21 protein-coding genes, 4 tRNA genes and 2 pseudogenes are annotated in these 21342 nt (G+C 76.4%); 15 read left to right on the top strand and 12 right to left on the bottom strand.

Going from position 1 to position 21342, the window contains the following annotated elements:
* The first annotated feature begins 5 nt into the window (after positions 1-5).
* From BMZ33_RS21870 to BMZ33_RS21860, 3 genes are all read left to right on the top strand, one after another.
* Positions 6-1319 (top strand): class I adenylate-forming enzyme family protein, encoded by a 1314-nt coding sequence (locus BMZ33_RS21870; RefSeq protein WP_169064703.1) that lies wholly within the window; start codon positions 6-8, stop codon positions 1317-1319.
* Positions 1316-2842, top strand: coding sequence for a mycofactocin dehydrogenase MftG (gene mftG / locus BMZ33_RS21865; protein WP_091116709.1), 1527 nt, complete (start codon positions 1316-1318; stop codon positions 2840-2842). The genes BMZ33_RS21870 and mftG overlap by 4 nt, the downstream gene beginning before the upstream one ends.
* A gap of 98 nt (positions 2843-2940) precedes the next feature.
* Positions 2941-4449: a class I adenylate-forming enzyme family protein gene (locus tag BMZ33_RS21860; RefSeq protein ID WP_091117034.1), complete on the top strand. Its 1509-nt coding sequence runs from the start codon at positions 2941-2943 to the stop codon at positions 4447-4449.
* 68 nt (positions 4450-4517) lie between these two features.
* Here the strand turns inward: BMZ33_RS21860 and BMZ33_RS21855 are convergent, their stop codons facing one another.
* Positions 4518-4718 (bottom strand): hypothetical protein, encoded by a 201-nt coding sequence (locus BMZ33_RS21855; protein ID WP_091116705.1) that lies wholly within the window; start codon positions 4716-4718, stop codon positions 4518-4520.
* A 204-nt stretch (positions 4719-4922) separates the two neighbouring features.
* On the opposite strand from BMZ33_RS21855, the gene BMZ33_RS21850 reads away from it, so the two are divergent.
* The 5 genes from BMZ33_RS21850 to BMZ33_RS21830 all read left to right on the top strand — a co-directional run bounded on the left by BMZ33_RS21850 (position 4923) and on the right by BMZ33_RS21830 (position 10682).
* Positions 4923-6656 (top strand): PEP-utilizing enzyme, encoded by a 1734-nt coding sequence (locus BMZ33_RS21850; RefSeq protein ID WP_091116702.1) that lies wholly within the window; start codon positions 4923-4925, stop codon positions 6654-6656.
* On the top strand, positions 6653-7468 hold the full coding sequence (locus BMZ33_RS23595) for a PEP/pyruvate-binding domain-containing protein (RefSeq protein ID WP_169064701.1): 816 nt from the start codon (positions 6653-6655) through the stop codon (positions 7466-7468). Before BMZ33_RS21850 ends, BMZ33_RS23595 begins: the two co-directional genes overlap by 4 nt.
* Complete coding sequence (locus BMZ33_RS21840) at positions 7465-8811, top strand: MFS transporter (protein WP_169064700.1); 1347 nt, start codon at positions 7465-7467, stop codon at positions 8809-8811. Before BMZ33_RS23595 ends, BMZ33_RS21840 begins: the two co-directional genes overlap by 4 nt.
* A 47-nt stretch (positions 8812-8858) precedes the next feature.
* Entirely contained in the window at positions 8859-9533 is a 675-nt protein-coding gene (locus BMZ33_RS21835; RefSeq protein WP_091116693.1) for a phosphodiesterase, read from the top strand.
* Between the two features lie 141 nt (positions 9534-9674).
* Complete coding sequence (locus BMZ33_RS21830) at positions 9675-10682, top strand: glycosyltransferase (RefSeq protein WP_091116690.1); 1008 nt, start codon at positions 9675-9677, stop codon at positions 10680-10682.
* Here the strand turns inward: BMZ33_RS21830 and BMZ33_RS21825 are convergent.
* From BMZ33_RS21825 to BMZ33_RS21790, 8 genes are all read right to left on the bottom strand, one after another.
* Entirely contained in the window at positions 10679-11143 is a 465-nt protein-coding gene (locus BMZ33_RS21825) for a GNAT family N-acetyltransferase (protein ID WP_169064699.1), read from the bottom strand. The two genes, BMZ33_RS21830 and BMZ33_RS21825, sit on opposite strands and share 4 nt — an antisense overlap.
* Positions 11144-11169: 26 nt before the next feature.
* Positions 11170-11243: transfer RNA gene (locus BMZ33_RS21820), tRNA-Phe, on the bottom strand.
* A 25-nt stretch (positions 11244-11268) separates the two neighbouring features.
* Positions 11269-11342: transfer RNA gene (locus BMZ33_RS21815), tRNA-Asp, on the bottom strand.
* Positions 11343-11376: 34 nt separating this feature from the next.
* Positions 11377-11449: transfer RNA gene (locus BMZ33_RS21810), tRNA-Glu, on the bottom strand.
* Positions 11450-11689: 240 nt separating this feature from the next.
* Positions 11690-12022, bottom strand: coding sequence for a hypothetical protein (locus BMZ33_RS21805; RefSeq protein WP_091116686.1), 333 nt, complete (start codon positions 12020-12022; stop codon positions 11690-11692).
* A gap of 24 nt (positions 12023-12046) precedes the next feature.
* A complete protein-coding gene (locus BMZ33_RS21800) occupies positions 12047-13588 on the bottom strand; it encodes a metallophosphoesterase (RefSeq protein ID WP_091116682.1) in 1542 nt (513 codons plus the stop codon).
* 149 nt (positions 13589-13737) lie between these two features.
* On the bottom strand, positions 13738-14340 hold the full coding sequence (wrbA, locus tag BMZ33_RS21795; RefSeq protein WP_169064698.1) for an NAD(P)H:quinone oxidoreductase: 603 nt from the start codon (positions 14338-14340) through the stop codon (positions 13738-13740).
* 104 nt (positions 14341-14444) lie between these two features.
* Positions 14445-14912, bottom strand: coding sequence for a GtrA family protein (locus BMZ33_RS21790; protein ID WP_169064697.1), 468 nt, complete (start codon positions 14910-14912; stop codon positions 14445-14447).
* Between the two features lie 180 nt (positions 14913-15092).
* Between BMZ33_RS21790 and BMZ33_RS21785 the strand changes: the two genes are divergently transcribed.
* The 3 genes from BMZ33_RS21785 (at position 15093) to BMZ33_RS21775 (ending at position 17290) form a co-directional block, all read left to right on the top strand.
* On the top strand, positions 15093-15974 hold the full coding sequence (locus tag BMZ33_RS21785) for a Rieske (2Fe-2S) protein (RefSeq protein WP_091116675.1): 882 nt from the start codon (positions 15093-15095) through the stop codon (positions 15972-15974).
* 28 nt (positions 15975-16002) lie between these two features.
* Positions 16003-16833, top strand: coding sequence for a hypothetical protein (locus tag BMZ33_RS21780; protein ID WP_136697386.1), 831 nt, complete (start codon positions 16003-16005; stop codon positions 16831-16833).
* A 384-nt stretch (positions 16834-17217) separates the two neighbouring features.
* Positions 17218-17290, top strand: a tRNA-Lys gene (locus BMZ33_RS21775).
* Between the two features lie 203 nt (positions 17291-17493).
* On the opposite strand, the pseudogene BMZ33_RS24770 reads toward BMZ33_RS21775, so the two are convergent.
* A pseudogene (locus tag BMZ33_RS24770) lies at positions 17494-18444 on the bottom strand (tyrosine-type recombinase/integrase); the annotation flags it as partial.
* A 243-nt stretch (positions 18445-18687) separates the two neighbouring features.
* Positions 18688-19035, bottom strand: a complete 348-nt coding sequence (locus BMZ33_RS21765) for an ArsR/SmtB family transcription factor (protein WP_091116670.1) — start codon at positions 19033-19035, stop codon at positions 18688-18690.
* A gap of 114 nt (positions 19036-19149) precedes the next feature.
* Here BMZ33_RS21765 and arsM point away from each other — a divergent pair, with 114 nt between their 5' ends.
* From arsM to BMZ33_RS21745, 4 genes are all read left to right on the top strand, one after another.
* Complete coding sequence (gene arsM, locus BMZ33_RS21760) at positions 19150-20043, top strand: arsenite methyltransferase (protein WP_091116667.1); 894 nt, start codon at positions 19150-19152, stop codon at positions 20041-20043.
* Positions 20040-20234, top strand: a complete 195-nt coding sequence (locus BMZ33_RS21755) for a hypothetical protein (RefSeq protein WP_136697385.1) — start codon at positions 20040-20042, stop codon at positions 20232-20234. The genes arsM and BMZ33_RS21755 overlap by 4 nt, the downstream gene beginning before the upstream one ends.
* Before the next feature lie 75 nt (positions 20235-20309).
* Entirely contained in the window at positions 20310-20459 is a 150-nt protein-coding gene (locus tag BMZ33_RS21750) for a hypothetical protein (protein ID WP_169064696.1), read from the top strand.
* Positions 20452-20859 carry an arsenate reductase ArsC gene (locus tag BMZ33_RS21745; protein WP_091116661.1) on the top strand — a complete coding sequence of 136 codons (408 nt, stop codon included), beginning with the start codon at positions 20452-20454 and terminating at the stop codon, positions 20857-20859. The genes BMZ33_RS21750 and BMZ33_RS21745 overlap by 8 nt, the downstream gene beginning before the upstream one ends.
* Before the next feature lie 179 nt (positions 20860-21038).
* On the opposite strand, the pseudogene BMZ33_RS24315 reads toward BMZ33_RS21745, so the two are convergent.
* Positions 21039-21342: pseudogene (locus BMZ33_RS24315) on the bottom strand (hypothetical protein); the annotation flags it as partial.

Here is a 21342-nt window from a genome sequence, read left to right as displayed (position 1 = left end):
CGGAGGTGCCCGTCGTCCGGGCCGCCGACGGCGAGCGCGACCAGCGGCGGGCCGCGGCGGCGCTGCGGGCGGCCGGGCTGCGGGCCGGCGACCGGCTGCTGGTCTCGGCGGCGTCCTCCCCGGCGCTGCTGGCGGTCGTCCTCGGGGCGCTGCGCACCGGCGTGGTGCCCGTCGTCCTCGACCCGGCGCTGCCCGCGGCCGAGCGGGCGGCCCTGGCGGCGGACGCCGACCCGGCGCTCGACGTCGGCGCCGACCCCGCCCGGCTGCTGGCCGCCGACGCGCAGGCCGACCTCGCCGACGTGCCGCTGGCCCGGCCGATGCACTACACCTCGGGCACCACCGGCCGGCGCAAGGGCGTGTGGTCGGGGGTGCTGGCCGAGGACGACGCCCGGGCGCTGGCCGCCGAGGAGATCGCGCTGTGGGGCTTCGGGCCGGCCGACCGGCACCTGGTCCTCTCGCCGCTGCACCACTCCGCGCCGCTGCGCTTCGCCGTTCACACGCTGCTCGCCGGCGGTCAGGTGCTGCTCCCGGGACCCTTCGACGCCGCCCGCGCGGCCGGGGTGGTCGCCACGGCACGGCCGACGACGACGTTCTGCGTGCCCACCCACCTGCAGCGGCTGCTCACGCAGTCCCGCTCCCCCGCCCACCCGGTCGACTGGTCGTCGTTCCGCCGGCTGGTGCACGCCGGCGCGCCCTGTCCCGAGCCGCTCAAGCGGGCCGTGCTCGCCGCGGCGCCGGAGGGCAGCGTGTGGGAGTTCTACGGCTCCACCGAGGCGCAGTTCACCGTCTGCCCCCCGGAGGACTGGCTGGCCCACCCCGGCTCCGTCGGCCGGGCCCGCCCGGGGCGGCGGCTGGAGACCGACGAGGGCGGGCAGCTGTGGTGCGCGGTGCCGCGGTGGGCCCGGTTCGAGTACTGGCGCGCGCCGGAGAAGACCGCGGCCGCCTGGCGCGGCGACCGGGTCACCGTGGGCGACCTCGGCCGGGTGGACGACGACGGCACGGTCTGGCTCGACGGCCGGCGCGAGGACCTGGTGATCTCCGGCGGGGTGAACGTCTACCCGGCCGAGGTCGAGGCCGTGCTCGACGCGCACCCCGGCGTGGTGGAGAGCGCCGTGGTCGGCGTCCCCGACGGGGAGTGGGGGCAGCGGGTGGTCGCGGCCTACGTCGGCGACGCCGACCCCGCGGCGCTCGCCGCCTGGGCCCGCGAGCGCCTGTCGCCGGTGAAGCGGCCCAAGAGCCTGCACCCGGTGGCCGAGCTGCCGCGCACCTCCACCGGCAAGGTGCGCCGGCTGGACCTGCCGGGGGCGCTGGGGCTGTGACCGCCGGCTGGGACGTCGTCGTGGTGGGCGCCGGGTCCTCCGGCTGCGCGCTGGCCGCCCGCCTGGCCGACGCCGGCCGCCGCGTGCTGCTGCTCGAGGCCGGCCCCGACCACGCCCGGCCCGCCGACTTCCCGGCCGACCTGCGCGACGCCACGACGCTGCGGGCCGCCGTCCCCGGGCACCCGGCCAACTGGTCGCTGACCAGCGAGCTCGCCCCCGGAGTGCGGGTGCCGCTGCCCCGCGGCCGCGGGGTGGGCGGGTCCAGCGCGGTCAACGGCGGCTACTTCGTCCGCGCCACCCCCGCCGACCACGCCGGCTGGGCCGCGGCGGGCAACGACCTGTGGAGCCTCGCGGCCACCCTGCCCGCCTGGTGCCGGCTCGAGGCCGACCAGCAGTACGGCGACCGGCCCGGGCACGGCGCCGACGGGCCGCTCCCGGTCGGCCGCCCGACCGCCGGCTCGCCGCTGACCGACGCCCTCGCGGCGGCGGCGGCCGAGCTCGGCGTGCCCGACGAGCCGGACAAGAACGCCGGCGGCCCGCCCGGCTGGGGCCCGGTGCCCTTCACCGTCCGGGACGGCGTGCGGGTCAACACCGCGATGGCCTACCTCTCGCCGCGGCGCGGGCACCCGGGCCTGACCGTGCGCGGCGGCGTGCGGGTGCGGCGGGTGCTGGTGGAGCGGGGCCGGGCCGTGGGCGTGGACACCGACACCGGGCGCCTGCCCGCCGGTGAGGTGGTGCTGGCCGCGGGCGCCGTCGGCTCGCCGCACCTGCTGCTGCTGTCGGGGATCGGCCCGGCCGCGGCGCTGCGCGCGCACGGGCTGGACGTCGCCGTCGACGCGCCGGGCGTGGGCGCCGGCCTGTCCGACCACCCGCTCGTCCACCTCCCCTGGACGCCGGTCCCCGGCCTGCCCGACGGCGACTGGCCGCTGCCGCTGCACAGCTGCTTGAACGCGACCTCGGAGGGCTCCCCGGTGCCCGGCGACCTCGAGGTGCTGCCCTGGCTGCGCCCGTGGGGGCGGGTGGTCCCGGGCGGCGGCGGGGACGACGAGACGCTCGCGCTGGCTGCCGGCCTCTACCGCGAGGAGAGCCGCGGGGAGCTCACCCTGGCCAGCGCCGACCCCGACGTCCCGCCGCGGGTCCGGCACGGCTACCTGGCGACGGCGGCCGACCGGCGGCGGCTGCGGGAGGCGGTCCGGCTGGCCGCCGCGCTGCTGCGCACCCGGGCGCTGGCGCCGCTGGTGGCCGGCCGCGGCGGGCCCGCCGACGACGTACTCGCCGACGACCGGGCGCTCGACGCCTGGGTGGGCGCGCACCTGGCCACGGCCCAGCACCTGGCCGGCAGCGCCCGGATGGGCCCCGACGGCGACCCCGGTGCGGTGCTCGACCAGCACCTGCGGGTGCGCGGCGTCGAGGGCCTGCGGGTGGCCGACCTGTCCGCGCTGCCCGAGGTGCCCGCCCGCGGGCCGGCAGCGACCGCGGTGGTGGTGGGTGAGCGGGCCGCGGAGCTGGTGACCGGCGGCTGACCCGCTCGCCCGCGCGGGCAGGAGGTGACCGGGGAGCGGATCACCGCGATGCTGGGGGACGACCCCGTGCCGGTACCTTGAGGAGTCGGGACGTGCTGATGACCATCCACCCGTTCGACGAGAGCGGCGTCGAGCGCGACGCCGCGGGGGTCAAGCACTACACCGACCTGCCCGACTCGGTGGTCGCGATGCTGCGCACCTCGGTGGAGCGCGACCCCGGCGGCGAGGCCGTCGTCGAGCTGGACGGGCCGCGGTTGACCTTCCGGGAGCTGTGGGACGCCGCCGCCCGGGTGTCGGGCGGGCTGCGCGCGGCGGGCGTGCAGCGCGGCGACCGGGTGGCGATCCGGCTGGGCAACGGCGCCGACTGGGTGCTGGCCTTCTTCGGGACCCTGATGGCCGGGGCGGTGGCGGTGCCGGTGAACACCCGGTTCACCGACGCCGAGGCGCAGTACGTCGTCGACGACAGCGGCGCGCGGGTGGTGCTCGCGCCGGGTGACCCGCTGCCCGACGGCGAGCCGCACGTCGCCGAGGGTCTGCAGCGCCCGGACCTCGCGGCGATCTTCTACACCTCGGGGACCACGGGCTTCCCCAAGGGCGCGATGACCAGCCACGAGAACTTCCTCAGCAACACCGAGACCGCCCGCCGGGTGGTCGGGCTCTCCGCCCACGACCCGTCGCTGCGCAACCTGATCAGCGTGCCGCTGTTCCACGTCACCGGCTGCAACAGCCAGCTGCTGGTGGCGCTGCAGGGCGGCGCGGCCGCGGTGGTCATGCCGGCGTTCGGGGTCGGGCGGTTCCTCCGCGCCGTCCCGGAGGAGCGCATCGCCGTCGTCATCTCCGTGCCGGCGGTGTTCTGGCTGGCGATCAGCCAGGCCGGCTTCGCCGACGTCGACGTCAGCGGCGTCCGGTTCGCCACCTACGGCGGCGCCCCGATCGCCCCCGACCTCGTGCAGCGGATCAAGGCGTCCTTCCCGTCGGCGCGGGTGGGCAACGGCTTCGGCCTGTCCGAGACGTCGTCGATCTCGACGTTCCTGCCGCACGAGTACGCCGGCACGCACGCCGACTCGGTGGGCTTCCCGGCGCCCGTGGTCGACCTGCAGGTCGCCGACCCCGACCCGGAGACCGGGGTGGGGGAGCTGCTGATCCGCGGGGCGAACGTCGTCCAGGGGTACTGGGGCAAGCCCGAGGCGACGGCGGAGACCTTCGTCGACGGCTGGCTGCACACCGGGGACCTGGCCCGCATCGACGACGAGGGCTTCACCTACGTCGTCGACCGGGCCAAGGACATGATCAACCGCGGCGGCGAGAACGTGTACTGCGTCGAGGTGGAGAACGTCCTGGCCGCCGCGCCGGGCGTGTTCGAGGTCGCGGTGGTCGGCGTGGCGGACCCGGTGATGGGGGAGAAGGTGGGCGCCGTCCTCGTGCCGCTGCCGGGTGCCGAGCTCGACGTCGACGCCGTGCTGGCGCACGCCCGGGCGCACCTGGCCGACTTCAAGGTGCCGCAGTACGTGTCGGTGCGCCCGGCGGTGCTGCCCCGCAACCCCGGGGGCAAGGTGCTCAAGCCGGTGCTGCGCTCGGAGACCCGGTGGGGCCGGCCGCTGCGCTGACCGGGTGGTCCGGGCTGTCCCGGCGGCGCGCTGCTCGCAGCCGCCGGGACGCCGGGGTCCGTGGGCGGTCAGGCCGCGCGCATCTCCTCGGTGGAGGGGCCGGTCGGCGGCGACCACGCGTCGGGGTGCTGCCGGCCGGCGTCGGCCCGCCAGTCGGCGGCGCGGTTGCCGGGGCGGGTCGCGGGCCGGGCGCTCAGCGACACGATCAGGGCGAGCAGGACCACGAGTCCGATGAGGACCCCGCCGATGACCAAGAGCGTCGTGAGCACCTCATCACGGTAAGTAGTGAACCGGTCCGTTCCCCAGGGCAGAAGACGACGGACATCGTGTCCGACACGGGCAGGTGTCGCCGGTTGACGGCGCGTCGCGGGGCGTCCTCCCCGGCACGGGTGACGGAGCCCTTGGGCCCTGGGGCGCCTCCTGCCTGGGGCCTAGGTTGCTCGGCCAACGGGGGCCGACCCGAGGAGGCTGCCATGGCGGAGAACGGCGCGGACGCGGTCGGCACCGCACCGGCCGGCACGGGCCGGTGGAGCGCCCCGGGCCCCGGCACCTGGCTGCTCGACGCCAGCCACGTCGCCCGGCCGCTGTGCGCGTTCACCGCGGACCCGGGCGTCTTCGCCGAGCCGGTCATGGCCGGGTTCGTCGACACGCTCGCCCGCTACGGCAGCGTCCTCGAGTGCCTGGACACCGCCGTCGTGGGCGGGTTCGTCTACCAGCGGCTCCGTGCCGTCGGGGCACCCCCGGACGCGGCCGGCCCGCCGCCGGAGCCGGTGTTCCGGCAGCTGCTCACGACCGTGCCCGCGCTGGCCGAGCGGATGGCCACCGCGGAGGCGGTGCTCGCCGAGCGCCGCTGGCGGGCGGACCTGCGGCTGTGGGACGAGTCGGTCAAGCCGGCGCTGCTGCGGCTGCACCGCGCGCTGAGCGCCGTGGACCTGGCGGCGCTGGACGACGCCGGGCTCGCCGAGCACGTCGACCGCTGCGCGCAGGCACTGGCCGAGGGGCACCTGCAGCACCACCGGCACAACGCCGCGGCGATGCTGCCGGTCGGTGACCTCGTCGTCCACACCGTGCGGTGGACCGGCCTCCCGCCGGCCGACGTGCTGGCCTGCCTGGCCGGTGCCAGCCCCGTCACCGAGGGCGCGCCGGACGAGCTGGCCGCGCTGGTGGCGGCCCTGGAGGGCGACCGGGAGGCCCGGGACCTCGTGCTGGCCGGCGACGTGGCGGCCGACGAGGTGCTCAGCCGCCTGCTGCGCCGGGACGGCGAGGTCGGCACCCGCGCCGACCGCTGGCTGTCCGCGCTCGCTGCGATGCCCCTCGACGGGGAGGACGCGGTGGCCGAACCCGGCTCGCTGGAGGCGCCCGGCCTGGTGGTCGACCGCATCCGCGCCGCCCTGGGCGGGCCCCGGGCGACCGCGGCCCCGGGTGCCGAGGAGGCCGCCGCCCGCGTGCGGGCCGCCGTCCCGGAGGAGCACCGGGCGCAGTTCGACGACCTCCTCGGCGAGGCCCGGCTGGTCTACCGGCTACGGGACGAGCGCGCCGTGTTCGGCGACCGGCTGCAGGGCAGCGTCGCCCGCCGGGCGCTGCTCGAGGTCGGCCGCCGGCTCACCGCGCGGGGCCTGCTCGACGAGGCCGACCACGCCGTCGACCTCGCCCCGGCGGAGGTCTCCGCGCTGCTGCTCGGGGGCGCCGGGCCCACGGCCGGCGAGGTGGCCGAGCGCGTCCGGTGGCGGCGCACCGCCGACTACCGCGACATGCCCCCGCTCTTCGGCCCCCCGCCGGGCCCGCCGGTGCCCTCGGACTGGCTGCCGCCCGCGGCCGCCCGCGTCCACGACGCGGTCGGCTTCGTCGTGGGCGCGGTGCTCCGGGACGCCGCGCGCGCCGGCTCCGACCGCACCGTCCGGGGGACCGCCGTGAGCTCCGGCGTGGTCGAGGGCACTGCCCGCGTGCTGGCCGGCTCGCACGAGCTGCACCGGGTGCAGCCCGGCGACGTCCTGGTCGCCGCGAACACCGGCCCGGCGTTCAACCTGGTGCTCCCGCGGCTGGCCGCGATCGTCACCGACCGCGGCGGCCTGCTCTCGCACGCCGCGATCGTGGCGCGCGAGTTCGGCATCCCGGCGGTCGTCGGCTGCCAGGACGCCACCCGGGTGGTGCCCGACGGCGCCCGGGTGCTCGTCGACGGCGCGACCGGCACGGTCACGGTGCGGTGACCGCCGGGCCGCTGCCCCTGGCGGTGGTCGCGGACGCCGACGTCTACGGCGCCAAGGCGGTCTCGCTCGGGGTGGCGCTGCGCGCCGGGCTGCCCGTCCCCGGCGGGACGGCGCTGCCCGCCGGCCTCGTCGCCCGCGCGGCGGAGGACGCCGCCGCGCGGGAGGTCGTCCGGGACGCGGCGGCCGCGCTCGGCGGCCCCCTGGCGGTGCGGTCCTCGGCGGTCGGCGAGGACGGCGCCCGGTCCAGCTTCGCCGGCCAGCACCTGACCGTGCTCAACGTCGAGGACCCCGAGGAGGCCGTCGCCGCGGTGCTCCGGGTGGCCGACTCGGCGTGCGCGCCGTCGGCGCTGGCCTACCGGCGGGCCCGCGGCGACCCGGCGGCGGCCGGCTGCGGCGTCGTGCTGCAGCGCCTGGTCGCCCCGACCGTCGCCGGGGTGCTGTTCTCCCGCGACCCGGTCACCGGCGCCGACCAGCTGGTGGTGGAGGCCAGCTGGGCGCTGGGGGAGGCCGTCGTGGAGGGGCTGGTCACGCCCGACCTGTTCCGCCTCGACCGGGACGGGCGGCTGCTCGAGTCGGTGGTCGGCGTCAAGGACCGCGCCGTCGTCCCGTGCCCGGGCGGCGGCACCGCCACGGTCGCGGTCGACGGCGGCCGCGCGCGCCGGCCCTGCCTGACCGACGCCGACCTGGCCGCGCTCGCCGACCTGGCGCAGCGCTGCGACGCGCTCTTCGGCGACCCGAGCGACGTCGAGTGGGCCATCCCCGGCGGCGCCCCGGTCCTCCTGCAGCGGCGGCCGATCACCACCCTGGCGTGAGCGCCCCCGCCCGGCCGGGCACCCGCGGTGTCGTCCTCGCCGCGTGCCTGGTGACGGCGCTGGTGCCGCTGGGCTCGACGTCGGTCGCCGTCGCCCTCCCACGGATCGGCGCGGCGCTGGGCGCCGGCACGGGCGGCGTCGTCGCGCTGGTCACCGGGTACCTCGTCGTGACGGCGGCCTGCCAGCCGGTGGCCGGCGCGCTCGGTGACCGGTGGGGCCGGCGGCGCAGCTGCCTGGCCGGCACGGCGGCCTCCGGGATCGCGGCACTGCTGGCCGCTGCGTCGCCCGACCTGCCCGTCCTGGTGGTCCTCCGCTGTGCCCAGGCCGCGTGCGGGGCGCTGGCGCTGGTCAACGCGGCCGCCGTGCTGCGGGTCGCCGTCCCCGCCGAGCGCCGCGGTCGCGCCTTCGGGGCGGTCGGTGCCGCCGCGATCGCCGCGGCCGCGGCCGGCCCCGCCCTCGGCGGGCTGGCCACCGGGCTGGCGGGCTGGCGCGGCGCCTTCCTGGTGACCCTGCCGGTCGCGGCCGCGGCGCTGCCGGTGGCCGCCCGGGCGCTGCCCCCGGAGGTGTCCGGCCCCGCGGCGCGCACGCCCTTCGACCTCACCGGCGCGCTCCTCCTGCTGGCCGTGCTCGGCGGCGGTGCGGCCCTGCTCAGCCGGGCGGGCTCCCTGCCCACCGCCGTGGTGGCCGCCGGTGCGGTCCTGGTGGCTGCCGGGGGTGCCTGGTTCACCGCGCACGAGCGCGGCACGCGGACGCCGGTGCTCGACGTCCGCGTCCTCGGCATCCGCACGGTGTCCGCGGCGGGCCTCGCCGTCGCCACGGGCAACGCCGCGCTGTACACGGCGCTCCTCGTCGTCCCGCTGCTGGTGGGCAGCGCCGCGTCGGTGCCGCTGCTGCTGTGCCTGCTGGTCGGCGCGGGCGTCACGGCCCTGGGTGGCGGGCGACTCGCCGACCGGTGGGGCCGGCGCCGCCCGGCCGTGCTCGGCGGGGTGCTGGTGGCGGGAGCCGGGGCGGGGCTGGTCTGGACCGACCCGGGCGACGACCCGGTGCGGGCCGGGGTGCTGCTCGCCGGCTGCGGGGTGGGCCAGGGCCTCGCCGCGGCCGCCGTCCAGGTCGCGGGCCTGGAGGCCCTGCCGCCCGAGCGGGCCGGGCTGGCCTCCGGCGTCTGGTCGACCTGCCGGTACGTCGGCAGCATCGCCGGCAGCAGCCTGCTGCCCACCCTCGTCGCCGGTGGGTCGGGGGCGCCGGCCTTCGTGCTGGTTGCGGTCGGCGGCGCCCTGTCGGCCGCTGCCGCGGTGGCGCTGCCCACGCGCAGGGCCCGGGTGCGGCCGCCGCCGTCCGGGTAGGGACCGGTCCCCGGGTGCGGACGGACCCGTGCCGCGAGGAGGACGCAGTGCAGGACGCAGCGAGGCTGGCCGGCCGGCTGGCGGCCGTGCCGCTGGGCACCCTGGCCCGGCGACGGCAGGGCAAGCCGATGCACCCGCGGGGCGTGGTCCTCGACGCCGTCCTCGAGCGGTCCGGGGGCCCCGACTGGGGCGTTCCGTGGCTGGCCGGGCCGGGCCGGGAGCCGGCCGTCGTCCGGCTGTCCCGGGGTGCGGGCCTGCCCGTGCCGCTGCCCGACCTCCTCGGCCTGGCCGTGCACCTGCCGGCCGGCGACCGGCCGGTGGACCTGCTGCTGTCGACGGCGGGCCGGGGTCGCTGGACCCGCTTCCTGCCCGTGCCGCGCGTCGACGCCGCGACCACCTACGGCTCGATCATGGGCTACCGCTCGGTGGCCGGGACGCTGCGGCTGGTCGCGGTCCCCGACGGCCCGCGGCGGGTGCCCTCCGACCCCGGGCCGATCGCGGAACGCGCTCCCGGGACGGCGTTCCGGCTGCTCGTCGCCCGCGGGGCGGGGGACTGGGCGCCCTTCGCGCGGCTGACCCTCGGCGGCCCGGTGGACGGGCTCGACCCCGACCTGCGGTTCGACGCCGTCCGCAACCCGCCGCCGGGGCTGCTCGCCGACGGGCCGATGGCCCGTTTCCGGGCGCCCGCCTACGCCGCCGCGCGCGAGGCCCGCAGCGCCTGACCCCTTCGTGTGAGCCGGGCCACTCGGCGGGGTTCCAGACGGTTGTGCGGCACCGGGTCGGGGTACCGGAACCCACGGAGTTCACCGAGGAGCACCGCCCTGCTGTCGCAGTGCTCGACCGCAGGAGGAGTGCTCGCACGCGTGGTCCCCGCACTTCCGTCGTCGCCACGGGTCCGCGTCGCGACGGTGCCGCACACCGACCCCTACGTCGACGCGGTGCTGCCGCCGGACGCGGTCCGCGTCGGGCCGGTGCACGACCCGAGCCCGTGGCTGGACCCGGCCTACCTGACCGCGCACGCCGCCCGGGTCGACGTCGTCCACGTGCACAGCGGCTTCGGGCACCTGCCCGAGGACGAGGTCGTCTGCTGGACCGAGGCGGTGCGCCGCACCGGCACCCCGCTCGTGGTGACCGTGCACCAGCTGCGTGACCCCGGCCGGCCCGGCCGGCAGCGCCACGACGCGCACCTGGCCGCCCTGCTGGCCACCGCCGAGGTCGTCCTGACCCTCACCCCCGGCGCCGCCGACGAGATCGCCGAGCGCTTCGGGCGGACGGCGATCGTGGTCGCCCACCCGTCGGTGGCGCGGGCCGACCCCGAGGGCGGCGCCGAGCGCGGCCTGGTCGGGCTGGCGCTGGGGACCGCCGGGGCGGCGCTCCCCGACCCGGCCGCCCTCGTCCGCGCCGCGCTGTCGGGCGCGGTGTCCGGTGGTGGCCGGCTGCGGGTGTTCCTCGAGGCCGGGGAGCACCTGCCGCCCGACCCCGACCTGGTCATCGCCGAGGGTCTCGAGGTGGTGACCCGCGACCCGGCGCGCTGGGACCGGCAGCTGCAGGAGCTGCACGTCGCGGTCCTGCCCGAGCGCTGCGGCACCCACTCGCGGGACCTGGAGGTCTGCCGCGACGTCGGCACCCGGGTGGTCGCCCCGAGCTGCGGCTGGTTCGCCGACCAGTGGTCCGACGTCGTCGTCTACGGCAACGACGAGGAGCACGGCCTCGACCCGGTCTCGCTCACCGCGGCGGTGGGCGCGGCGCTGACCCGGCCGATGCCGCGGCCGGCCGACCGCGCGTGGCGGGCCGAGCAGCTCGCGGCGGTGCGGGCCGTGCACGCGCAGGTCTACGGGCAGGTGGTGGCCGACCGGGTGGTCGGCGTCTAGGCCGTCCCGTCGTGCACGGCGTCGACCACCCACAGGCCGGGCAGCACCTCGCGCTCACCGGTCCCCCGGAAACCGGCCGCCGCGTAGAGCCGGCGGGCGGGGGTGTTGCCGCGGCCGGTGGAGACGGTGACACGGGCCCCGGCGGCCTCGGCCAGGACGGCGGTCACCAGGGCCCGGCCGGTGCCGCGGCGGGCGCGGGCCGGGTCGACCACGAGCCGGTCGACGTCGAGCCCGTCCGGTGTCACCCGCCACGCGACGGCCCCGGTGACCGCCCCGGTGCCGTCGTCGGCGACCAGCCACCGCAGGCCGGCGCCGCGCAGCGCGGCGAGGTCCTCGTGCAGGGCGGGGATGCGGTCGTCGCCGATCAGCCGGGCCTCGACGGCGTAGGCGGCGCGCTGGAGGGCGAGCAGCCGGGCGGCCAGTGCCTCGTCGGAGGCCGGGTCGCAGCGGTGCAGTGCCACCGGGCACCGTCCGGAGGGGGAGTGTGTGGGCAGGGGCGGGGTCGAACCGCCGACCTCTCGCTTTTCAGGCGAGCGCTCGTACCGACTGAGCTACCTGCCCCTCCCGGTGCCGGGCACCGGGTGAGCGACCCTGACGGGACTCGAACCCGCGACCTCCGCCGTGACAGGGCGGCGCGCTAACCAACTGCGCTACAGGGCCTTGCTGTGTCGTGCTGCGTCGTGCTGGTGGTGCGTGCCCCCAACGGGGTTCGAACCCGTGCTACCGCCTTGAAAGGGCGGCGTCCTGGACCGCTAGACGATGGGGGCTCGTGCTCGCCGGGGGCAGGGAGGACTCTACACGGCACGCGGCGGCGCCTTTCGCACCCCCTCCCCGCCCGTGGCGTGGCGCCCCCCGGTGCACGGGGGAGGGCCGCGGCACGGCCGCCGGGTGCCGTGCGCGTGGCCCGGCGGCTACGACGCCGTCGCGGTGGACCGCCGCACCTCCCTCCCCGCCGCCGGAGCCCGCGCCGCCCTCGGCGGAGCGCGTGGTGGGGGGCAGCGGGGTCCTCAGTTCAGGGTGGCCCGCAGCTCGACGGAGTCGCCGCTCACGCTGGTGCACTCCAGGGCCAGCGGGCCGGCCGTGACGCTCTCGCCCTCACCGCAGGACACGCTGGCGCCGCCCACGCTGATGGTGGCCCGGCCGTCCTGGACGCCGCCGAGGGTCACCGTGGTGCCGAGGATCTCCACCTCGGAGCCCTGCCCGTCGAGCGAGACGGTGCAGGAGGAGGTGGTGCAGGAGAAGTTGTTCGAGGTGAACGAGCAGCCGGCCAGCGGCGCGAGGGCGATGCCCCCGGCCAGCAGGCCGGCGGTCAGGCGGGCGGTGCGCGTCGTCGGGGCCATGGCCGCGAGCGTAGGACGCGGCGCTCAGCCCGTCGGGGAGGCCGGGGCGTCGGTGCCGCCGGTGCCGCCGTCCTCGGTGCCCTCGTCGGTGCCCTCGTCGGTGCCCTCGTCGGTGCTGCCGTCGGTGCTGCCGTCGGTCGCGGCCTCCTCGGGGACGACGGTGCGCACGATCGTCGCCTCCGTCTCGCCGAGCCCGCCCAGCGTGATGTCGTCGTAGGCGACCAGCGCGCCGTCGTCCGAGTCGAGGTAGAGCACCGTGCAGGTCAGCGGCTCGGGGTACTCGCCCTGCAGCGCCCGGAGGCCGGCGCCGCCGGTAGAGCCCTGCACCATGAGCAGCGTCCCGCCGTCGAGGGTCTCGACCTCCCGGTCGTGCGTGTGCCCGGCCAGCACCAGCGGCACGACGCCGTCCAGCGGCGGCGCCTGCTTCGGGTCGTGCACCAGCGCGATGGCCGGCGGCTCGGGCTGCTCCTCGGCGAGCTCGGCGAGGTCCTCACCGGTCTGCTCGAGCGACTCGGTGTCGCCGGTGGCGTCCTGGTCGGGGGTGAAGCGGGGGTCGCGGGCGCCCACGACGGTCAGCCCGGCGACGGTGGTCGCGGAGTCGTCGAGCACCGTGGCGTTGGGCTGGGCGGCCACCAGCGCGGCGGTGATCGCTGAGTCGTGGTTGCCGCGGACGTAGACGTACGGGACGCCGAACTGCCCGATCGAGGAGATGAGCTGGTTCTCCGGCTCGCTGCCCCAGTCGGTGATGTCACCGGTGTCGAGGACGGCGTCGACGCGGAACTGGTCGGCCACCTGGCGGACGAGGTCGAACCCGGCCGGGTTGAGGTGGATGTCGGAGACGTGCAGCAGGGCGACGGTGTCGGTCGGGCCGCCCGGCGCCGGCAGGGCCGACAGCGTCGAGTACAGCGTGCCCACGTTGGTGACCAGGTCCTCCAGCGAGGCCCGGTAGGCGCTGAAGCGGGCCACGATGTCCTCGGCGCTGCCGATGAGGCTGGTCGCGTTGACCAGCAGCCCGGTGTAGGTGGGCTGGGAGAGCGCCTCGGGCCGCCAGGTGGCCGCGCCTAGCCCGGCGGTGCCGGCCAGCAGCAGGACCGAGGCGCCGGCGGCGACGAGCGGCTCGCGACGCCGGCGGAAGACGAGCAGGGAGGTGAGGACGGCGCCGCCGACACCCGCCGCGGCCGTCCTCCAGGCCAGCCGGACGACGCCGTCGCGCAGGTCGTCGCTGACGCGGTCGACCAGGCCGTCGAGCCGCACGGGGTCGGCGACCAGCGCCTGGATGCGGGCCTCGTCCACCCGGCGCAGCTGGACGTCGAGGCCCAGCGGGCCGTCGTAGGCGTCGACGGCGAGCGACCCGAGCGGCGGGACCTCGACCGTGGCGCCGCCGCCGGTGGGGGTGAAGGCGAGGGAGGCGTCGAAGGGACCGATCGGCGCCTCGACCCGGCCGAGCAGGAGGATGCCGACCAGGGCGCCGCCGACCGTGACGAGCAGGCCGAACGCCCAGCGGCCGGCGGCGCGGGCCCACCGGCGCCCGCGGCCGGGGGCCGGTGACGGTGACGGCTCGCTCACCGCAACGAGGCTAGTGACCGGTCCGCCGCGAGGACGACGCCCGTCCCGCACGTCGTCCTCCCGCACCCAGCGCGTCCTCCCTCAGGGTGCACGGTGAGGGAGGACGCGCGGGGAGCAGGCCACCTGATCGTGGCGCAGCCGGCCGGGGGTCAGGCGGTGAGCTTCGCCGAGACCTCGGCCAGGCGGCGGCCCTGGTAGCGGGCGGCGGCCAGCTCGGCCTCGGTGACGGTCGCGGACTTGCCGCCCGAGGCGTTCGAGGTGCCGTAGGGGTTGCCGCCGGCCTCGAACAGCAGCGGGTCGGTGTAGCCGGGCGGGACGATGACCGCGCCGAAGTGCGAGAAGATGTTGAAGAACGTGAGGATCGTCGTCTCGTTGCCGCCGTGCACGTTCTGCGCGCTGGTGAACGCGGTCGCGCCCTTGTTGGCCAGCTTCCCGGTGAACCAGAGGCCGCCGAGCGTGTCGATGAACTGCTTCATCTGCGCGGCCGGCGTCCCGAAGCGGGTGGGGCTGCCCAGCGCGTAGCCCTCGGCCCACTCGAGGTCGGCGGGGGTGGCCTCCTGGACCTCACCGGCGGTGGCGTCGACGTGCGCGCGCCACAGCGGGTTGGAGTCGATGGCCTCCTCGGGCGCGAGCTCGGGCACCCGGCGCAGGCGCACCTCGGCCCCGGCCTCCTCGGCACCCTGGGCCACGGCGGCGGCCAGCTGGTGCACGTTGCCGGTGGACGAGTAGTAGATGACGGCGATCTTGGTCACGGGGGGCCCTCGGCTCTCGGAACACGAACAGAACGGAATCGTTGCGAGTTCAACAACAGGATCCTGAGTGCTCGTGTTCCGGGCGTCGTAAACCCGATGGGGGATCAGACGGGGCGCGGGCGGAACACCCAGCGCAGCGCCAGGAACCGCAGCGTGCCGATCGTCGCGGTGACCGCGGCGATGACCAGCACCTCGGCGGCGACGGCGGGCTCGTGGACCGAGGAGTTGAACCACGACAGCGCCAGGCTGGTGGCGACCATCCCGGCGAGGGCCAGTGCGCCGCCCTCCCACTGCGCGGCGAACCAGCCCACGCGCTCACCGGCGCGGAAGGTCAGCCGGCGGTGCAGCTCGTTGGCCAGCACCGACGACAGCGCCGCGCCGACCAGGTTGGCGGGCACCTCGCCCAGGCCGCGGAGGAGGACGAACAGCAGGCCGTACACGGCGCTCGAGAACCCGCCGACGAGGACGAACCGGGAGAACTGGCCCACGCCGTCGTCCGAGCGCACGCGCGCAGCGAGGTCGCCGAACAGGTCGGCGACCGCCACGGGGCGGGACAACGACGGGCAGGTCACGGCAGCTCCTCCCAGGCGTCCAGCGTCTCGCGCTTCCGACCGTTCGGCGAGCAGTTTCTCGCCGGTCGCTGACACTTCCCCGTCAGTCGCCCACCCATGCCCTGACAGTCGGCACGCAGTGTGTGTGATCCACCACGTCCCGGCGGCATCACCGCAGCTCCGGGCGGGTAGGGGCGGCCCATGAGCCTGATGGGGATCCTCGACCGACTCGCGGACGTCAACACCTTCGACCGGGCCATCGAGTCGGCCCGCAAGGGCGTGCAGGCGGTGCTCAAGCCGGGGGCGGTCAAGGACGCCCTGCACGGGACGTGGCTCGGGCACCCGCTGCACCCGGTGCTGGTGCAGGTGCCCGTCGGCAGCTGGGCCTCCGCCGGCCTGCTCGACGCCATCCCGCCGCTGCGGCCGGCCGCGACCGTGCTCATCGGCACCGGGGTCGCCGTCTCGGTGCCCGCCGCGATGGCCGGGGCGGCGGACTGGTCGGAGCAGGAGATCGGCGTCCGCCGGCTCGGCGCGCTGCACGCGGTGTCCAACACCGTGGCGCTGGGGCTCTACGTCGGCTCGCTGGTGGCCCGGGCGAAGGGGCGCGGCACGCTGGGCCGGGTCCTGGCCTACGCGGGGCTCGGCATCGCCACCGGGTCGGCCGCCGTCGGCGGGCACATGTCCTACGCCCAGTCGTCGGGGGCCTCGCACGCGGCGACGGCGGCCCGGGCGCTGACGTCGGACTGGATCGACCTCGGCCCGCTCGACGACCTGCCCGAGGGCCGGCCGGCGCTGCGCACCGCGGGCGGCAGCGGGGTGGCCGCCCCGCTGGCCGTCGTCCGCCGGGGTGGGCGGGTCGACGTCTTCGTCGGCTCGTGCTCGCACCTGGCCGGGCCGCTCTACGAGGGCAGCGTCGAGGAGGTCCGCGGGCACACCTGCCTGGTCTGCCCGTGGCACGACTCGGCCTTCGACCTGGACAACGGCGAGCCGCGGCGCGGGCCGGCGGCCAACCCGCAGGAGAAGCTCCAGGTCCGGATGGAGGCCGGCCGGGTGATGGCGCGGCTGCCCAGCCGGCACCAGTAGCCGCCCGGCGCGCCTACGCTGCCGCGGCATGCGGCGGACGGCGGTGGTGCTCGCCGTCCTGCTGTGTGCCGCGTGCTCCGACGCCGCGGGCACGTCGGCTCCGGTGACCTCTCCGGCCGGCCCGTCCGTGGCCGCCGTCCCCGGGATCGAGGCCGAGGTGCGGCAGTGGCGCACCGACGAGGCCGTGGGCGGCCAGGTGCAGGTGACCGTCACCGACACCGGCACCGAGCCGTTCACCGTCACCTCGGTGGCCCTCGAGTCGCCCGGCTTCGCGCCGCTGCCCGACCGGCCGGTGGACGTCGCGTTCGCGCCCGGGCGGACCGTCGACGTCCCCGTGCGGTACGGGGACGTCGACTGCGGGGAGGCGGCCGAGCCGGCGGCGGCGCGGCTGACCGTCGTCCGTCCCGACGGGCGCGCCGAGCAGTTGCGAGTGCCGCTGTCCGCCACGGTGCTGACCCGGATCCACAGCGAGGAGTGCGCGGCGCGCACCGTCCTCGCCGTCGCGGGGGTGGACGTCCCCGGGCTGGCCCCGGACGGGGACGCGGTGACCGGGACCCTGACCCTCACCCGCGCCGGCGACGACGACCGGCCGGTGACCGTGACGCGGCTGCAGGGCAACGTGCACTACGCCGCCGCCGCCGACCTCCCCCGGACGCTGGGAGCGGGGGAGTCGACGCTGGAGGTCGGGCTGCGCTTCACGATGGCCCGCTGCGACCCGCACGCCCTGGCCGAGGCCAAGCAGCCCTACCTGTTCCTGCTCGGTCTGCAGGTGGGGGACGACGAGGAGGTGCCGGTGGACCTGCCGCTGGACCAGGCGGACCGGGACCAGCTCGCGGCACTGGTCGACCGCGGCTGCTGACCGGCCCCGGACACAGGTCCGGTCCGGCCGCCCGGGGGGAACGGGCGACCGGACCGGGGTCTGGTGCGCGGGCGTCGGCCCCGCGCTGGCGATGACGCTACGTAGCGGGCGGCACCCGCGGCGATCCCCTGAACGGGTGCTGCTCCCCGACCGGGCGGTGCCGCGGTCACGGAGGGTTGCGGCCGACGGGTACGGGGCACCCCCGGACGGTGTTCTTCCTCTTCTCCAGCCGGCTCGGCTGCCTCGGCAGCCTCCTCGTCTCGGCCCTGCTGACCCTGCTCCTGCTGGTGGCCTTCGACGTGCTGTGAGCCCGGGCGACCGGCAGCGGATGGCGCCTCGTCGCGGGGCGGTGACCTCGGCCGGTCTGGGAGGATCGGGCCCGCCGGGCCTCTAGCTCAACTGGCAGAGCAGCGGACTTTTAATCCGCGGGTTGTGGGTTCGATCCCCACGGGGCCCACCGTGCTGACCAGCATTTTCGTAGGCTGACGGCTGCCCGGGCGACGGCCGCACCCACACCGCGCCCACACGCGTGGACGCCGCCTCCCGTGCCGCGGCGTCCATCCGGGCGGCCGGATCGCTCAGGTCGTCGTCGAACAGGCCGGAGTAGACGTCGAGCGTCATGGCCGCCGAGGCGTGTCCGAGCATCCGCTGGACGGCCTTCACGGTGGCGCCGCTGGCCACGGCGAGTGAGGCGGCGGTGTGTCGCAGGTCGTGCAGCGTGACGTCGGTCAGACCCGCCGCCCGCACGGCCGGATCGACGACGAGCCGACGCCAGTTGCGCAGCCGCAGCACGGTCCCGCTCGACGTGGTGAGCAGGAAGTCGTCGCGCTGCTTGCCGGTGCAGCGCCGCGCCAGGGCGTCGACCAGCATCTCGGGCAGCGGGACCGTGCGCTGCTGGTGCGTCTTCGGAGTGCCGAACACCGCTTGGCCGGCGACCTCGGTGACGGACTCGGCGATGGTCAGTCGCCGCCGCAGGAAGTCGACGCGACGGACGCGTGATGCGGCCATCTCACCGAAGCGCAGGCCGGTGTGTGCCAGCAGTCGGATGACGTCCCCGTCGTCGCCCGCTGAGTCGGCAAGCCGCTCGACTTCGTCGCGGGTGAGGAAGCGGGGCTCGTCCCGGTTGATGCGTGGTAGCGGCACCCGTTGTGCCGGATTACGCGGGATGCGGCCGTCGCGCACAGCGAGGTCGAGCAATAGGGAGAGGACCCGGTGCGCGTGCCGGACGGTGGCCGGTGCGAAGCCGCGCTCGAGCGTCTGAGCGACCCACGCAGCGACATCGGCGTGCCGGACGTCGGCCAGACGGTGCGTGCCCCACGCGGGCAGGACGTGCGCACGCAGGAGATCGGCGTAGCGCTGGCGGGAGCTCGGCTTCAGGCCGACCTGTGCTGCCAGCCACTGCTCGGCCCACACCTCGACGGTGACGCGGCCGCGCTCGGGTGCGGTCCAGGTCTGCGTGACGAGGGCCGAGGTGGCTTCCTCCAGCCATCGCCGGGCGTCGATCTTGCGTGCAAAGCGCTTCTCGTGTTGCCGTCCGCTGGGATCGCGATAGCGAGCCCGGTAGCGGGTCGTGCCGTCACGGGTCTTGAGGGCGGCGATGCTCCCGGCCATCGCGCCAGGCTGGCCGTCCCAGACGCTGCTGTCGACAGTCCGTCTCCAGTCCTTCCCCGGTTCGTTGACGCTGTGGATGACGGGCGTTGGTTCGGGTTGGGACGGTCGAGATCGCCCGCTCAGGTGTCACCGCTAGTTCCTGCCCTGCGCGGGCACGTAGCAGCTGGCTGTCCCCGGTCGATGCCGGTCGGGGCGGCCTCCAGATCGACCGTCGGCCGCTGCGTGGTGGGCGTCGAGGCGGGGTCAGGAGCCGGTGGTGGTCAGGACGGACGCCACGGCGTCGAGGGCGCCGGGCACGAGGGTGAAGTAGGCCCACACGCCGCGCTTCTCCCGGGTGAGCAGGCCGGCGTCGACAAGGACCTTCAGGTGGTGCGACACCGTCGGCTGGGACAAGCCGAGGGGTTCGATCAGGTCGCACACGCAGGCCTCGCCGCCCTCGTGGGCGGCTACCAGCGACAGCAGGCGCAGCCGGGCGGGGTCGGCGAGGGCTTTGAGGGTGGTGGCCAGTCGGGTGGCGTCTTCAGCGCCGAGGGGTGCGCGGACCAGCGGCGCGCAGCACACGGTGGAGGCAACCGGCAGCGTCGTGGTCATGGCCCCAGTATGGCACCGGACATTCGCTATCGTCGATATTGACATGTGTCGATGACCCGTGTCAGTGTCGCACATCGACGTACGTCCATACCTCAAGGACCCGAGGGAGGGGCCATGACCGAGATCGACACCAAGGCCGACGTGCGCGAGCAGGTCCGTGCGCGCTATGCCGCGGCCGCCCAGGCGGTCAGCGGCGGGGGACAGGCCAGTTGTTGTGGCCCGGCCGCGGAGGCCGTCGAGGTCGACGAGCGCTTCGGCGCCGGCCGCTACGACACCGCCACCACCGAGGACCTCCCCGAGGAGGCCGTGCTGGCCTCCCTCGGCTGCGGCAACCCGATCGCGGTCGCCGACCTGCACGAGGGCGAGCGGGTGCTCGACCTCGGCTCCGGCGGGGGCATCGACGTGCTGCTCTCGGCCCGCCGCGTGGGTCCTACCGGCTTTGCCTACGGCGTGGACATGACCGACGAGATGCTCGACCTGGCGCGGGCGAACGCCGCCAGGGCCGGCGCGGCGAACGTCGAGCTCCGCAAGGGCACCATCGAGGACCTGCCGCTGGACGACGCCAGCGTCGACGTCGTCATCTCCAACTGCGTCGTGAACCTTTCGACCGACAAGCCCGCGGTGCTGGCCGAGACCTTCCGCGTGCTGGTCCCCGGCGGGCGCATTGGCATCTCCGACGTCGTCGCCGAGGACGACGTGACCCCGGCCGAGCGCGCCGAGCGCGGCTCCTACGTGGGCTGCATCGCCGGTGCCCTGTCGCGCGCTGAGTACCTGGAGGACCTGGCCGCGGCCGGCTTCGCCGACGCCTCGGTCACCTTCACCCACGAGGTCGCCCCCGGCCTGCACGGCGCCATCGTGCGCGCGACCAAGCCCGCCCGGGCCACGAGCGGATCGTGCTGCGCCCCGGCGGAGGCTGCAGCGTGCTGTGAGCCGTCGGTCAAGACCTCCTGCTGCGGCACCGACGCCACTGCCTCGGCCGTGCCGAGCAGCTGCGGGTGCCGGCCGTGAACGACGCCGCGACCTACCGCCTGGTCTTCGACCAGCACCACGTCGACCTGATCGCCGCCGCGGCCGAGAGCCGCCTCGCCCATGCGGTGCCCGCCGCCAGCCGCGGACGCGCCCGCAGCTGGATGGCCCGCCTCGAGCACCTGCGGTCGAGTCTTCCGGCTCTGCGTCGGGCGCCGGCGCCGTGCTGCTGAGGACGCCACCCTGTCGTCCCTCGCCGCGGGCAGCACCTCGAGCTGGCTACCGCCGTGACGAGCGGCGACTTGGGCGTGACCAGCGGTCAAGCCCTGGCCGGCGTCGTCCGGCGGCTCGTCGAGGTCCCCGTGCTCGTCGTCCTCGTCTACGCCTCACCATGGGCCGGGCGGCGCTACTTCCCCGGCGATGACACCGTCCCCACCCGAGAGGCAACCCGTGTCTGACAAGCCCAGCGTCCTGTTCGTCTGCGTGCACAACGCCGGCCGCTCCCAGATGGCCGCCGGTTGGCTGCGCCACCTCACCGGAGACGCCGTCGAGGTGCGCTCCGCCGGCTCCCTGCCCGCCGACCAGGTCAACCCCGCAGCCGTCGAGGCCATGGCCGAGGTCGGCATCGACATCACCGACCAACGCCCCAAGGTGCTCACCACCGACGCCGTCGAAGCCTCTGACGTCGTCATCACCATGGGCTGCGGAGACGCCTGCCCGATCTTCCCCGGCAAGCGCTACCTCGACTGGGCCCTCGAGGATCCCGCAGGCAAGGGCGTGGAGTCGGTCCGACCCATCCGCGACGAGATCGAAGGCCGCGTTCGCGGCCTGGTCGCCGAGCTGGTGCCCGCTCGGTAGCCGGTCGACGAGTCAGAGCCACACGCGCAGCCCAGTGGCCACTTCGGCCGGCCGCTGGGCCGCGCAAGAACTCGTCACAACGAGTTCATGGACCAGGAGTGAGCTCCTATGTGCAAGGGCTCGGCGGTAGCGTTTCGGCTGGCGGTGGGTGCGGTGGACTGGCCGTAGCGAAGAGCAGGTCAGGGACTGCGAACCTGTCGCGCAGCTGGCTTCGGCCGTGAAGACGTGTCCCGTTTGCCGCTGCTGCACTCACCGTCCTGACCGGAGGCCGGCTGGAGCTGCTGTGCTGCGGCGAGATCGTCGTGCATCGTCTTGTAGATCAGGTCGGAGAGCCGTCGTTTCAGGCAGCGCAGAGCCTCCCGGCCGGTCTTGCCTTCGGCGCGTTTGCGCAGGTAGTAGGCGCGGCCCTCGGTGTCGGCGCGGATCTGGGTGATCGCCATGGTGTAGAGCACCCGGTTGAGGGTGCGGTTGCCTGAGCGGTTG

This window comes from Geodermatophilus dictyosporus (assembly GCF_900115505.1).
Classification (GTDB): Bacteria; Actinomycetota; Actinomycetes; order Mycobacteriales; family Geodermatophilaceae; genus Geodermatophilus; species Geodermatophilus dictyosporus.
The sequence above is the reverse complement of the archived record's forward strand: the minus strand, read 5'-3'. Positions and strand labels throughout refer to the sequence as shown.